The organism is Enterobacter sp. R4-368 (assembly GCF_000410515.1).
Classification (GTDB): Bacteria; Pseudomonadota; Gammaproteobacteria; order Enterobacterales; family Enterobacteriaceae; genus Kosakonia.
In genome coordinates this window covers 2,656,959-2,671,401 of the sequence record NC_021500.1, presented here as the reverse complement: position 1 = coordinate 2,671,401, position 14,443 = coordinate 2,656,959, and the positions used below count along the sequence as shown (strand labels likewise).

The following is a 14,443-nucleotide window of genomic DNA, read 5'->3' as shown; positions in this document are numbered from 1 at the left end:
CGACCAGTACTAAGGTGTTGTCGACGGCGATGTGCTTTGCAGCATGTCGCCGTTTTGCGTTTGCGGCAGCATATGTTGCTGCGTCATACCGCTGCTAGTTGTTCCCCCGCTGAGCATCCCGGGGCTGTTGTTGGGGAGCACTTGCTGGCCGCCGGGATTGAGCTCCCCCGGCTGCGCCTGCCTTACCCGTTGGGAATTGTTATTCATCTGCATCTGCAATTGTTGCTGTTGTAGCTGGGTTTGCGTCTGCATCTGCTGTTTCAGCATTCCTTGATGCTGTTGCTGCTGGTTGAGCATCTGCGTCTGCATTCGCTGCTGGCTTGGGATCACATACCCCGGCTGGTGCGGATCATTGGTGGTGTTTAATGGCTGTGCAAAGGCGCTAAAGGGCAGCAGCGCCGCCAGAATCAGTAATCGTTTCATCGTCCTGTCCTCCATTGAGGTTTCCTATCAGTTTACTCGCTTTCATTCGTGACAATGCATTTTTAAGAGTTGTGAACCAGGCTTAAGCGGGGACTGTAGCCCTTACTCGGGAGAACGACGATGATGAAACAGAAGTTTGCGCGTTGGCTGGCGATTGCCGCGCTGATGGCGGGAGGATGTTTTGGCGTTGCGGCGGCGCCGCCAGAAGGGCAGGCGACCGCGCCGCCTCCGGTATCTTACGGGGTTGAAGCCGATGTCTTTCATCCTGTTGTAGCGAAACAGGGCATGGTTGCCTCGGTGGATGAAACTGCCACGCGCGTCGGTGTCGATATTCTCAAGCAGGGCGGTAACGCGGTGGATGCAGCGGTGGCGGTTGGTTACGCACTGGCAGTCACGCATCCGCAGGCCGGTAACCTCGGCGGTGGCGGTTTCATGCTGATTCGTAGCAAAGAAGGGAACGTCACGGCGATTGATTTCCGTGAAATGGCCCCCGCTGGCGCGACACGCGATATGTTTCTCGACGATCAGGGCAACCCGGACAGTAAAAAATCCCTGACTTCTCATCTGGCGTCCGGCACGCCCGGCACCGTTGCAGGTTTCTCGCTGGCGCTGGAAAAGTACGGCACGCTGCCGCTGAACAAAGTGGTGCAACCGGCCATCAAGCTGGCGAAACAGGGCTTTGTGGTGAACGATGCGCTGGCGGGCGATTTGAAAACCTATGGCAGTGAAGTGTTGCCCAACCACGAAACCAGCAAAGCCATTTTCTGGAAAGATGGCGAGCCGCTGAAAAAGGGCGACAAGCTGGTGCAAAGCAATCTCGGCAAAAGTCTGGAGATGATTGCTGAGAAAGGTCCGGACGCCTTCTACAAAGGCGCGATTGCTGAGCAAATCGCCCAGCAGATGAGCAAAAACGGTGGGCTTATCACCAAAGAGGATTTAGCCAACTACAAAGCCGTGGAGCGCACGCCGATAAGCGGCAGCTATCGCGGTTACGAGATTTACTCCATGCCACCGCCCTCATCAGGCGGGATTCATATCGTGGAAATCCTCAATATCCTGGAAAACTTCGATCTGGCGAAGTACGGCTTTGGCAGTGCGGATGCGATGCAGGTGATGACCGAGGCGGAGAAATATGCCTATGCCGACCGTTCGGAATATCTGGGCGATCCGGACTTTGTCAAAGTGCCGTGGCAGGCGTTAACCAACAAAGAGTACGCCAAATCGATCGCCGCGCAGATTGATGTCAACAAAGCGCGCCCCTCCAGCCAGATCCGCCCCGGCAAGCTGGCACCTTACGAAAGTAACCAAACCACGCACTTCTCGGTGGTGGATAAAGATGGCAATGCAGTTGCGGTCACTTATACGCTGAATACGGTATTCGGCACCGGGATTGTTGCTGGCAATACCGGCATTCTGCTGAATAACGAAATGGATGATTTCTCTGCCAAACCGGGCGTGCCGAATGTCTACGGGCTGGTGGGCGGCGATGCGAATGCGATTGGGCCGGGCAAACGCCCACTCTCTTCAATGTCGCCAACCATTGTGCTGAAAGATGGCAAAACCTGGCTGGTCACCGGCAGCCCCGGCGGTAGCCGTATTATCACAACAGTGTTGCAAATGGTGGTGAATAGCATCGATTTTGGTATGAATGTCGCCGAGGCTACCAACGCGCCGCGTTTTCATCATCAATGGCTGCCGGATGAACTGCGCGTCGAGAAAGGCTTTAGCCCGGACACGTTAAAACTGCTTGAACAGAAAGGGCAAAAAGTAGCCGTTAAGGAAGCGATGGGCAGTACGCAGAGCATTATGGTCGGGCCGGACGGTACATTGTATGGCGCGTCGGATCCGCGCTCGGTGGATGATTTAACCGCCGGATACTGAACAATTCCTCTCCCCGTTTGGGGAGAGGAATTTCTTAGCCTTTCATTCGTGCCATATAGTACGAATCAACATACTCGCCGTTACGCAACGCATAACGCTTGCCTGTACCCTCAATCTCGAAACCAAATTTACGGTACACGGCGAGCGCGGGGGCGTTATCAGCAAACACCGTTAACTCAATGCGTTCGATGCGCAACCAGTTATCGCACAGGTTAATCATTTCACGCATCAGCGCACTGGCGACGCCCCGGTTCTGGAACGCCGATGATACCGCCATGCCAAAAAAGGCGACATGGCTACGGCGCGGGTTTTGTTCCACCATTAACGTCAGGTTCCCGACGACTTGCTCGTCAATGCAGGCAACCAACTGGCGGCGGCCGGGTTGCGGCTTCAGGCGATCTTCCCACAGTTCTGCAGGGGGATGAGGTAGCTGTAGCAGGTTATGATACACCTCGGGTTGCGCATAAAACTGACGTAAAGATTCTGCATCGCGCGCTTCGGCATGGCGTACCACTATCTTGCTCATCCTGCTTCTCCTGTTGATGGGGTAGAAAGCTACCTTCCTGGCTTTCTGGCGAAGCGTCAACTGCCATTTTTTGCAAAAAAAAGTGGACAAGTGCGAATGATAATGATTATTATTGCCATGCGTTCAGGGAAACCGTTGCGGTAATCCTGAAAGCACGACATTGCTCACATTGCTTCCAGTATTTCTTAGCCAGCCGCGTGCTGGCTTTTTTTTGCCTGCGATTTGCCTTCCCGTTTGCCGCCCTTTTGGGAAAAGGGTCAGGGACACGTCCTTTGCAGATGCGCTATGGTTGTGAGAGTCAACTTGATAAGGACTGGATTATGACGCTACATTGCGCCTTTATCGGCTTTGGTAAAAGCACCACCCGTTATCACCTCCCGTATGTTCTGCACCGCAAAGACAGCTGGCATGTGGCGCATATTTTTCGCCGCCACCCGAAGCCGGAAGAGCAGCATCCGCAGTATCAACACATTCACTTCACCAGCGATATTGACGACATCTTTAATGATCCGCAGGTCAAACTGGTGATCGTTTGTACCCATGCCGACAGCCATTTCGACTACGCTAAGCGTGCGCTGGAAGCGGGTAAAAATGTGCTGGTGGAAAAACCATTCACCCCGACAATGGCGGAAGCGGTAACGCTGTTTGAGCTGGCAAAACGCAAAGGCCTGACGGTAACGCCGTACCAGAATCGCCGTTTTGACTCCTGCTTCCTCACCACGAAAAAGGCGATTGAAAGCGGCAAACTCGGCAACATCGTGGAAATCGAAAGCCATTTTGATTACTACCGCCCGGTAGCGGAAACCAAACCTGGTTTGCCGCAGGACGGCTCATTTTATGGCCTTGGCGTGCATACGATGGATCAAATCATTTCGCTGTTTGGCCGCCCGGATCATGCCGCATATGACATCCGCAGCCTGCGTAATAAAGCCAACCCGGATGATACTTTCGAAGCCCAGCTGTTTTACGGCGATTTAAAAGCCATCGTCAAAACCAGCCATCTGGTGAAGATTGATTACCCGAAATTTATCGTCCACGGCACCAAAGGGTCGTTTATTAAATACGGTATCGACCAGCAGGAAACCAGCCTGAAAGCCAATATCATGCCGGGCGAACCCGGTTTTGCCGCTGACGACAGCAAGGGCGTTCTGGAATATGTGAATGCGGCGGGTGAAACGGTGCGGGAAGAGGTCGCTCCGGAAACGGGTGACTATGGCCGCGTCTACGATGCGCTGTACGAAACGCTTTCAAACGGTGCGCCAAATTACGTCAAGGAATCTGAAGTTCTCACCAACCTTGAACTGCTGGAGCGCGCCTTTGAGCAGGCTTCTCCTGCCACGATAACCCTCGCGAAATAACTGAAAAAGACTCCTCGCAACTTGTTCACTTTTTTTGAACAGAGGAGTCAATTTTCACCCTCTATGATCGTTGGTCAATTGCGTCCACACTTACTCCATCGAAAACATACGGGGGTAAACAAGATGATCTTCTTACGCAAAGCAAATGACCGTGGCCATGCAAATCATGGTTGGCTGGATTCCTGGCACACTTTCTCGTTTGCCAACTATTACGACCCAAATTTTATGGGCTTCTCGGCACTGCGTGTGATTAACGATGACGTTATCGATGCAGGCCAGGGCTTTGGCACTCACCCGCACAAAGACATGGAAATCCTGACGTATGTACTGGAAGGGGCGGTTGAACACCAGGACAGCATGGGCAACAAAGAACAGGTTCCTGCGGGCGAGTTCCAGATTATGAGCGCCGGTACTGGGGTGCGTCACTCGGAATACAACCCGAGCAAAACCGACCGTCTGCGCCTGTATCAAATCTGGATCATTCCAGAAACTAACGGCATCACGCCGCGCTATGAACAGCGTCGCTTTGATGCGGTGCAGGGCAAACAACTGGTGCTATCGCCGGATGCGCGTGATGGTTCGCTGAAAGTGCATCAGGATATGGAGCTTTACCGCTGGGCGCTGCTGAAAGATGAGCAGTCTGTACACCAGATTGCCGCTGAACGCCGCGTGTGGATCCAGGTGGTGAAAGGCGAAGTCACTATCAACGGGACAAAAGCCACCACCAGCGATGGTCTGGCCATTTGGGATGAGCAGGCTATCTCGGTGCATGCCGATAGCGACAGTGAAATCCTGCTGTTCGATCTGCCGCCGGTATGATGTTGGTTAAATAAATGACGCAACCTCCTGGTTTTGGCCGGAAGGTTGCGCGTTGTCCGTGATAAACTGAGGAAATCTCTTACTCAGAAAAATGTCAGGACGATGAAAAAGAAAAGACCCGTACTTCAGGATGTGGCCGATCGCGTTGGCGTGACCAAAATGACCGTTAGCCGTTTTTTGCGTAACCCGGAGCAAGTTTCCGTCGCGTTACGGGGCAAAATAGCTGCTGCGCTTGATGAACTGGGTTACATTCCAAATCGGGCTCCCGATATTCTCTCTAACGCCACCAGCCGGGCGATTGGTGTGCTTCTCCCTTCCCTGACCAACCAGGTTTTCGCCGAAGTGTTACGCGGCATTGAAAGCGTGACCGACGCGCACGGGTATCAAACTATGCTGGCGCACTACGGTTACAAAGCCGAAATGGAAGAAGAGCGCCTGGAATCGATGCTCTCATGGAACATTGACGGCCTGATCCTTACCGAACGTACCCATACCCAGCGCACGCTGAAAATGATTGAAGTTGCTGGTATTCCGGTGGTGGAGCTAATGGACAGCCGCTCGCCTTGCCTCGATATCGCTGTTGGCTTTGATAACTTCGAAGCGGCGCGGCAGATAACGACCGCCATCATTGAGCGCGGCCACCGTCGGGTTGCTTATCTCGGCGCACGCCTGGACGAACGTACTATCATCAAACAGAAGGGTTACGAGCAGGCGATGCTGGAGGCAGGTTTAACGCCGTACAGCGTGATGGTGGAGCAATCTTCCTCTTATACCGCCGGTATCGAACTGATGCGCCAGGCGCGCCGCGAGTACCCTCAGCTTGACGGAATTTTTTGTACGAACGATGACCTTGCCGTTGGCGCGGCGTTTGAGTGCCAGCGTCTGGGGCTGAAAATTCCGCAGGATATGGCAATCGCCGGGTTCCACGGTCACGACATTGGCCAGGTAATGGAGCCGCGTCTGGCAAGCGTGCTCACGCCGCGTGAACGCATGGGGCGAATTGGCGCTGAACGCTTACTGGCGCGCATTCGTGGTGAGTCAGTTACGCCGAAAATGTTAGATTTAGGTTTCACTTTGTCACCGGGCGGATCTATTTAGTCTGACAAATTTGAGCTAGCTCACACTTATTTATCTCTGGCACGAATGGATATTGCTTCTCCGTTACCCCAGCAGGACAATGTTACCGATAACAGTTACCCGTAACAATTCACTCTTGCACCAGTGGGGGCTACCCTTGAGCACGACTAACCTTGATCACCACGTTTATGTTCTGATGGGCGTTTCAGGCAGCGGTAAATCCGCTGTCGCCAGCGAAGTGGCGCATCAGTTACATGCCGCGTTTCTCGACGGCGACTTCCTCCATCCGCGCAGCAACATCACCAAAATGGCGTCCGGTGAACCGCTGAACGACGATGACCGCAAACCGTGGCTGCAGGCGCTGAACGACGCCGCTTTCGCCATGCAGCGCACCAACAAAGTGTCGCTGATTGTTTGCTCGGCGCTGAAAAAACACTATCGCGACCAGCTGCGCGACGGTAACCCAAACCTCTCTTTCATCTACCTGAAAGGCGACTTCGACGTGATTGAAGGCCGTCTGAAAGCGCGTAAAGGGCACTTCTTCAAAACGCAAATGTTGGTAACGCAGTTTGAAGCGCTGCAAGAACCGGGCGCGGATGAGCCGGATGTTCTGGTTGTGGATATTGACCAGCCGCTGGAGGGTGTTGTTGCCAGCACCATTGAAGTCATTACTAAAGGCAGTGCTAAGTGAGTACATTAACGCTTGTTTTAACAGCAGTAGGCTCGGTTTTGCTGCTGCTGTTTTTAGTGATGAAAGCGCGTATGCACGCTTTTGTTGCTTTGATGGTGGTTTCCATTGGCGCAGGGCTTTTTTCCGGGATGCCGTTGATTAAAATCGCGCAGACCATGGAAAAAGGGATGGGCGGTACGCTCGGCTTTCTGGCGATTGTGGTCGCGCTCGGCGCGATGTTCGGCAAAATCCTTCACGAGACCGGCTCGGTGGACCAAATCGCCGTCAAAATGTTGCGATCCTTTGGTCACAGTCGCGCGCATTACGCGATTGGCCTCGCCGGTCTGATTTGCGCGCTGCCGCTGTTTTTTGAAGTGGCGATTGTGCTGTTGATTAGCGTGGCGTTCTCTATGGCGCGCCATACCGGCACCAACCTGGTGAAACTGGTTATTCCGCTGTTCGCAGGGGTTGCGGCAGCCGCGGCGTTCCTGCTGCCGGGGCCTGCACCGATGCTGCTGGCATCGCAGATGCACGCGGATTTCGGCTGGATGATCCTGATTGGCCTGTGCGCGGCAATTCCGGGCATGTTGATTGCTGGTCCGCTATGGGGCAACTTTATCAGCCGCCATGTGGAGCTGCACATTCCTGATGATATTAGCGAGCCGCATCTGGGCGAAGGCAAAATGCCCTCGTTTGGTTTCAGCCTGTCGCTGATTTTGCTCCCGCTGGTGCTGGTGGGGATGAAAACCATCGCCGCGCGTTTCGTTACCGAAGGCAGCAATTTGTACGACTGGCTGGAGTTTATCGGTCACCCGTTCACCGCGATCCTCGTTGCGTGCCTGGTGGCGATTTATGGCCTAGCGATGAGACAGGGAATGCCGAAAGATCGTGTGATGGAAATCTGCGGTCAGGCGCTGCAACCGGCGGGCATTATTCTGCTGGTGATTGGTGCGGGCGGCGTGTTCAAGCAAGTGCTGGTGGATTCCGGCGTTGGCCCGGCACTGGGCGAAGCGCTGACCGGAATGGGCTTGCCTATCGCGATCACCTGTTTTGTGCTGGCTGCCGCGGTGCGCATTATTCAGGGTTCCGCCACGGTTGCTTGTCTGACGGCTGTCGGCCTGGTAATGCCGGTTATTGAACAGTTGCATTTCAACGGCGCGCAGATGGCAGCACTCTCTATCTGCATCGCGGGCGGTTCGATTGTGGTAAGCCACGTGAACGACGCCGGTTTCTGGTTGTATGGCCGCTTTACCGGCGCAACCGAAGCGCAAACGCTGAAAACCTGGACCATGATGGAAACCATCCTTGGCACCACCGGTGCGATTATCGGGATGATTGCGTTTTCACTGTTGAGCTAAGTTTGCCAACCCTCTCCCGTCGGGAGAGGGTTCGTTTTACCCCTTCATCCACACCCGAATCCCATCCAGGAACATCTGGGTGGCGAGCATCACCAGGATCAGACCCATCAGCCTTTCCAGTGCGTTAACCCCTTTCTCGCCGAGCAGGCGCAAAAACAGTGACGATTGCAACAAGATAGCCACCGTGCCGCCCCAGGCAATCAGCAGCGCAATCACCAGGTGGCTCATTTGATTCGGATATTGATGGGAAAGCAGCATTAACGTTGCCAGCAGCGTTGGACCTGCCACCAGCGGGATTGCCAGCGGGACGATAAACGGCTCTTCGCCAGCGGGCAGGCCAGAGCTGCTGCCGGATTCGCTGGGGAAAATCATCTTAATGGCAATCAGGAACAGAATAATGCCGCCGGAGATAGAAACCGTCTCCGCGCGTAAATTGAGTAGCGCGAGGATTTTTTCCCCGGCGAAGAGGAAGATAAACATCACCAGCAGCGCAATGAGCAGCTCGCGGATCATGATCGCCCGTCGGCGCTTCGGCTCGGTGTGTTTCAGTACCGACATAAAGATGGGCAGGTTGCCCAGGGGATCCATAATCAGGATCAACAACACGGTGGCGGAGATGATATCAGTCATTCACTCTTATCCCTGACGCAGTCGGCAAAATTACAGTAATTAGCTGCATTTCTGATACGTTCGCGATCATTGATTAATTTCACTTGCGACTTTGGCTGCATTTTGTAATGTGGCTATTCCCAGTGGGATACTGGTTCGTATACACAGCACACACCTTCGCAGGAACTTCGCTATGAAAAATGTTGGTTTTATCGGTTGGCGCGGAATGGTCGGCTCCGTTCTCATGCAGCGCATGATTGAAGAGCGCGATTTCGACGCCATTCGCCCTGTCTTCTTTTCCACTTCCCAGTTTGGGCAGGCTGCACCCGCGTTTGGCGGAAGTACAGCAGGCACGCTTCAGGACGCGTTCAATCTGGAAGCGCTGAAGGCACTCGACATCATTGTCACCTGCCAGGGCGGCGATTATACCAACGAAATCTATCCAAAGCTTCGTGAAAGCGGCTGGCAGGGTTACTGGATCGACGCGGCTTCCTCTTTACGCATGAAAGATGACGCCATCATTATCCTCGACCCGGTTAACCAGGCGGTGATCAATGACGGCCTGAACAACGGCGTGAAAACCTTTGTCGGCGGTAACTGCACCGTCAGCCTGATGCTGATGTCGCTCGGCGGGCTGTTTGCCAACGATCTGGTGGAGTGGGTATCAGTTGCCACTTACCAGGCCGCATCCGGCGGCGGCGCGCGCCATATGCGTGAACTGCTGACGCAAATGGGCCAGTTGCACAGCCATGTTGCCGCCGAGCTTGCCGATCCGGCGTCAGCGATTCTGGATATCGAACGTAAAGTGACCGCGCTGACCCGTAGCGGCGAGCTGCCGGTCGATAACTTTGGCGTACCACTGGCGGGCAGCCTGATCCCGTGGATCGACAAACAGCTTGATAACGGCCAGAGCCGCGAAGAGTGGAAAGGTCAGGCTGAAACCAACAAAATTCTCAACACCGCGAATGTGATCCCGGTCGATGGCCTTTGCGTGCGCATCGGCGCGCTGCGCTGCCACAGCCAGGCGTTCACCATCAAGCTGAAAAAAGATGTGTCGATTCCGACTATCGAAGAGCTGCTGGCGGCGCATAACCCGTGGGCGAAAGTGGTGCCAAACGATCGCGAGATCAGCATGCGCGAACTGACGCCAGCCGCCGTCACCGGCACGCTGACCACGCCGGTTGGTCGTCTGCGTAAACTGAACATGGGGCCGGAGTTCCTCTCAGCCTTTACCGTTGGTGACCAGCTGTTATGGGGCGCGGCCGAACCGCTGCGTCGTATGTTGCGCCAACTGGCGTAACAGAGTTCACCACCACAAGGGGCGCTACGGCGCCCCTTTTTTTGTGCTTTTTTGCCAGAAAGAAGCACAGATGTGTTTATTTTCTCAAGTGTTGAAAAGTGTTGGCTATGCTTTAGACAAGGTGTCGGAACATCTTGCCTGAAGATGGGACGGAGCAGAGAGGATGCACATTTGGTGCTGCGCCGTTCAGGTCAAAAAAGTGTCGCAACCGGACTTACTACGGTGGAAGGTGCGATGCCACAACAACAGGATGAGAACCATGTCCGTTCGTGTTGATAAAGACGTCATTAACGCGCTTATTGCGGGTCATTTTGCTGATCCTTTTTCGGTGCTGGGGATGCACCAGACTGAAGCGGGTCTGGAAGTACGTGCGCTGCTGCCTGATGCCACCGAAGTGTGGGTTATCGAGCCGAAAACCGGGCGCAAAGTGGGAAAACTGGAGTGCCTGGATTCCAGGGGATTCTTTAGCGGCGTGATGCAACGCCGTAAAAATCCTTTTTATTATCAGTTCGCCGTTATCTGGCACGGCCAACAAAATCTGATTGATGATCCTTACCGTTTTGGCCCGTTAATCCAGGATATGGATGCCTGGCTGCTGAGCGAAGGCACGCATATGCGGCCTTACGAAACGCTGGGAGCGCATGCCGATACGGTCGATGGCGTGGTGGGTACCCGTTTCTCCGTCTGGGCGCCAAATGCGCAGCGCGTCTCCGTGGTAGGGCAGTTTAACTACTGGGATGGCCGCCGCCACCCGATGCGCCTGCGTCGGGAAAGCGGTATCTGGGAGCTTTTCATCCCCGGTGCGCTCAATGGGCAGCTCTACAAATTCGAGATGATTGATGCGCAAGGTAAGCTGCGTATCAAAGCTGATCCTTATGCGTTTGAGGCGCAAATGCGGCCCGACAGCGCGTCGCTGATTTGCGGCTTGCCGGGCAAGAAAACGCAGAGCGAAGAGCGCAAACGCGCCAATGAATTCGATGCGCCAATCAGTATCTATGAAGTTCATCTTGGCTCCTGGCGTCGTCATACCGACAACAACTTTTGGCTCAGCTACCGCGAGCTGGCGGACCAGCTCGTGCCTTACGCGAAATGGATGGGCTTCACCCATCTTGAGTTGATGCCCGTGAATGAGCATCCGTTCGATGGCAGTTGGGGGTATCAACCTACCGGTTTGTACGCGCCAACCCGCCGTTTCGGTACGCGCGACGATTTCCTGCACTTTATTCACACCGCGCACGCGGCTGGTTTAGGGGTGATCCTCGATTGGGTGCCAGGCCATTTCCCGTCCGATGATTTTGGTCTGGCGGATTTCGACGGCACCAAACTCTACGAGCACAGCGATCCGCGTGAAGGCTATCACCAGGACTGGAACACGCTGATTTACAACTATGGTCGCCGGGAAGTGAGCAACTATCTGGTCGGTAACGCGCTGTACTGGATTGAACGCTTCGGTATTGACGCCCTGCGCGTGGATGCGGTGGCGTCGATGATCTACCGCGACTACAGCCGCAAAGAGGGGGAATGGATCCCCAATGAATTCGGCGGTCGTGAGAACCTGGAAGCGATTGAGTTTTTGCGCAATACCAACCGCATTATCGGTGAGCAAGCGCCCGGCGCCGTCAGCATGGCGGAAGAGTCTACCGATTTCGCTGGCGTGTCGCGCCCGCCGTCGCTGGGCGGGCTGGGCTTCTGGTACAAATGGAACCTCGGCTGGATGCATGACACGCTGGATTACATGAAGCTTGATCCGGTGTACCGCAAGTACCACCACGACAAGATGACCTTCGGTATTCTCTATAACTACACTGAGAACTTTATCCTGCCGCTTTCCCATGACGAAGTGGTGCACGGCAAGAAATCCATTCTTGATCGTATGCCCGGCGATGCCTGGCAAAAGTTCGCCAATCTGCGCGCCTATTACGCCTGGATGTGGGCGTTCCCCGGTAAAAAGCTGCTGTTTATGGGCAACGAATTTGCGCAGGGGCGCGAGTGGAACCACGATGCCAGCCTCGACTGGCACCTGCTGGAGGGCGGTGATAACTGGCATCACGGCGTGCAGCGTCTGGTGCGAGATTTGAACCAGGTTTATCGCCATCACAAAGCGCTGCACGAGCTGGACTTTGACCCCTACGGGTTTGAATGGCTGGTGGTGGACGATCATGAAGCCTCGGTGTTTGCCTTTGTCCGTCGGGATAAGCAGGGCAATGAAATTATCGTGGTCAGCAACTTTACCCCTGTCCCGCGCCCCGGTTATCGCATTGGTATCAATCAGCCGGGTCGCTGGCGCGAAGAGCTGAACAGCGACTCAATGCATTACCACGGTAGCAACACCGGCAATGGCGGCGTGGTACACAGCGACGCGATCGCTAATCGCGGGCGTGAACACTCTCTGCTGTTGACCATACCGCCGCTGGCGACTATCTGGCTGGTGCGGGAGGGCGAATGAGCAAGCTGACGGCCGGAAAAGCGACACCTCACGGCGCACATGTGCAAAGAGACGGCGTGAACTTTACGCTGTTTTCCGCCCATGCAGAGCGCGTGGAGCTGTGCCTGTTCGATGATGAAGGTAATGAACAGCACGTCGACTTACCTGGCCGCACTGGCAATATCTGGCACGGTTTTCTGGCAGGGGCGAAGCCTGGCTTGCATTATGGCTACCGTGTTCACGGCCCGTGGGAGCCCGCTCGCGGGCACCGTTTTAACCCGGCCAAATTACTGCTCGACCCTTGTGCGCGGCGTGTTGAAGGCGAAACGCTCGACAACCCGTTGTTTCACGGCGGTTATGACGCGCCGGATCCCCACGATAACGCCGCGCTCGGCTTACGCAGCGTAGTGGTGCATGACAATTACGACTGGGAAGAGGATGCGCCGCCGCGCATCCCCTGGGGTAACACCGTTATTTACGAAGCACATGTCAAAGGGCTGACGTGGTTGCACCCGGCGCTGCCGCAGGAAATCCGCGGCACCTACAAGGCGCTGGGCCACCCGGTGATGATCAACTGGTTTAAACAACTGGGGATCACTGCGCTGGAATTATTGCCTGTTGCGCATTTCGCCAGCGAGCCGCGCCTGCAGCGGCTGGGGCTGTCTAATTACTGGGGTTATAACCCGCTGGCGCTGTTTGCGCTGGAACCCCGCTACGCCAGTAACCCGGCGCAGGCAATTAATGAGTTTCGTGATGCGGTAAAAGCGCTGCATCAGGCGGGCATCGAAGTGATCCTCGATATTGTCCTCAACCATAGCGCCGAAAGCGATCTCGACGGACCGACTTTTTCCCTGCGCGGTATCGACAACCGAAGTTATTACTGGACTCGTGAGGATGGCGATTACCACAACTGGACCGGCTGCGGTAACACGCTGAATTTGAATAACGGCGATGTGGTGGATTACGCACATGCCTGTCTGCGTTACTGGGTCGAAACCTTTCATGTGGATGGTTTCCGCTTTGATCTGGCCTCGGTGATGGGACGCACCCCGGAATTCAGCCAGCAGGCACCGCTGTTTAACGCCATTAAAAACGACCCGCTGTTGCGCGCTCTGAAGCTGATTGCCGAGCCGTGGGATATCGGTCCCGGTGGTTATCAGGTGGGGAACTATCCGCCGCCTTTTGCCGAGTGGAACGACCATTTCCGCGATGCGACGCGCCGTTTCTGGCTCGAACAATCCCTCTCATTAGGGGAGTTCGCCGGGCGCTTTGCCGCTTCCAGCGATGTGTTCAAACGCGATGGTCGTCTGCCATCGGCCTCGGTCAATCTGATCACCGCGCATGACGGTTTTACGCTGCGGGATTGTGTCTCTTTTGATAATAAACACAACGAAGCCAATGGCGAAGACAACCGCGACGGCACCAACAGTAATCACAGTTTTAACCATGGAACAGAAGGACTCGGTGGCAGCCTTGATGTGATTGAAAGACGGCGTGCGAGCATGCACGCGCTATTAACCACGTTACTGCTTTCGCAAGGCACGCCGATGTTGCTGGCGGGCGACGAAATGGGGCATAGCCAGCACGGCAATAACAATGCTTATTGCCAGGATAACGCATTAACCTGGCTTGACTGGAGCCAGGTGGATAGCGGGCTGGTGACTTTTACCGCCGCGCTTATCCATTTGCGCCAGCGTATTCCTGCGCTCACGCGTGACGCGTGGTGGGAAGAGGGTGACGGCAACGTCGCCTGGTTGAATGACGAAGGGCAACAGCTAACGCCGCAGGCGTGGCAAAACGGGGTGCACCGCTTACAGATCCTGTTATCTGACAGCGTGTTAATCACCCTTAATGCCACCGCAGAAGTTGCAGAAATGGCTTTACCCGCAGGTGAATGGTGCGCCATTCCGCCTTTTGCCGGAGAGGACAATCCGGTCATCGTCTCTGTCTGGCACGGGCCCGCGCATGGAGTGTGCGTATTTCAGCGGTCATAAAAA

Annotated in this window: 12 protein-coding genes; 9 read left to right on the top strand and 3 right to left on the bottom strand. The window is 55.0% G+C overall.

All coding sequences use genetic code 11. The features are described from left to right. Positions 1-9: 9 nt before the first annotated feature. Positions 10-423: a DUF2756 family protein gene (locus H650_RS12610; RefSeq protein ID WP_020455580.1), complete on the bottom strand. Its 414-nt coding sequence runs from the start codon at positions 421-423 to the stop codon at positions 10-12. 120 nt (positions 424-543) lie between these two features. Between H650_RS12610 and ggt the strand changes: the two genes are divergently transcribed. Further along, positions 544-2,304 (top strand): gamma-glutamyltransferase, encoded by a 1,761-nt coding sequence (gene ggt / locus H650_RS12605; protein WP_020455579.1) that lies wholly within the window; start codon positions 544-546, stop codon positions 2,302-2,304. Positions 2,305-2,338: 34 nt separating this feature from the next. Here ggt and yhhY read toward each other — a convergent pair whose 3' ends face one another. Continuing rightward, positions 2,339-2,830 (bottom strand): N-acetyltransferase, encoded by a 492-nt coding sequence (yhhY, locus tag H650_RS12600; RefSeq protein WP_020455578.1) that lies wholly within the window; start codon positions 2,828-2,830, stop codon positions 2,339-2,341. Positions 2,831-3,150: 320 nt separating this feature from the next. On the opposite strand from yhhY, the gene H650_RS12595 reads away from it, so the two are divergent. The 5 genes from H650_RS12595 to gntU all read left to right on the top strand — a co-directional run bounded on the left by H650_RS12595 (position 3,151) and on the right by gntU (position 8,112). After that, the gene (locus H650_RS12595; protein ID WP_020455577.1) at positions 3,151-4,188 is read left to right on the top strand and encodes an oxidoreductase; all 1,038 of its coding nucleotides are present in this window, start codon (positions 3,151-3,153) and stop codon (positions 4,186-4,188) included. 123 nt (positions 4,189-4,311) lie between these two features. Next, the gene (locus H650_RS12590; RefSeq protein WP_020455576.1) at positions 4,312-5,007 is read left to right on the top strand and encodes a pirin family protein; all 696 of its coding nucleotides are present in this window, start codon (positions 4,312-4,314) and stop codon (positions 5,005-5,007) included. A 102-nt stretch (positions 5,008-5,109) separates the two neighbouring features. Continuing rightward, complete coding sequence (gntR, locus tag H650_RS12585) at positions 5,110-6,105, top strand: gluconate operon transcriptional repressor GntR (RefSeq protein WP_020455575.1); 996 nt, start codon at positions 5,110-5,112, stop codon at positions 6,103-6,105. Positions 6,106-6,241: 136 nt separating this feature from the next. Beyond that, positions 6,242-6,775 (top strand): gluconokinase, encoded by a 534-nt coding sequence (gene gntK, locus H650_RS12580; protein WP_044489513.1) that lies wholly within the window; start codon positions 6,242-6,244, stop codon positions 6,773-6,775. After that, on the top strand, positions 6,772-8,112 hold the full coding sequence (gntU, locus tag H650_RS12575) for a gluconate transporter (protein ID WP_020455573.1): 1,341 nt from the start codon (positions 6,772-6,774) through the stop codon (positions 8,110-8,112). The genes gntK and gntU overlap by 4 nt, the downstream gene beginning before the upstream one ends. A gap of 36 nt (positions 8,113-8,148) precedes the next feature. Here the strand turns inward: gntU and H650_RS12570 are convergent, their stop codons facing one another. Then, positions 8,149-8,742 carry a YhgN family NAAT transporter gene (locus H650_RS12570; RefSeq protein ID WP_017459552.1) on the bottom strand — a complete coding sequence of 198 codons (594 nt, stop codon included), beginning with the start codon at positions 8,740-8,742 and terminating at the stop codon, positions 8,149-8,151. 172 nt (positions 8,743-8,914) lie between these two features. Here H650_RS12570 and asd point away from each other — a divergent pair, with 172 nt between their 5' ends. From asd to glgX, 3 genes are all read left to right on the top strand, one after another. Then, entirely contained in the window at positions 8,915-10,021 is a 1,107-nt protein-coding gene (gene asd / locus H650_RS12565) for an aspartate-semialdehyde dehydrogenase (RefSeq protein ID WP_020455572.1), read from the top strand. Between the two features lie 259 nt (positions 10,022-10,280). Then, entirely contained in the window at positions 10,281-12,467 is a 2,187-nt protein-coding gene (gene glgB, locus H650_RS12560; protein ID WP_020455571.1) for a 1,4-alpha-glucan branching enzyme, read from the top strand. Beyond that, a complete protein-coding gene (gene glgX, locus H650_RS12555) occupies positions 12,464-14,440 on the top strand; it encodes a glycogen debranching protein GlgX (RefSeq protein WP_020455570.1) in 1,977 nt (658 codons plus the stop codon). The genes glgB and glgX overlap by 4 nt, the downstream gene beginning before the upstream one ends. Positions 14,441-14,443: the final 3 nt, after the last annotated feature.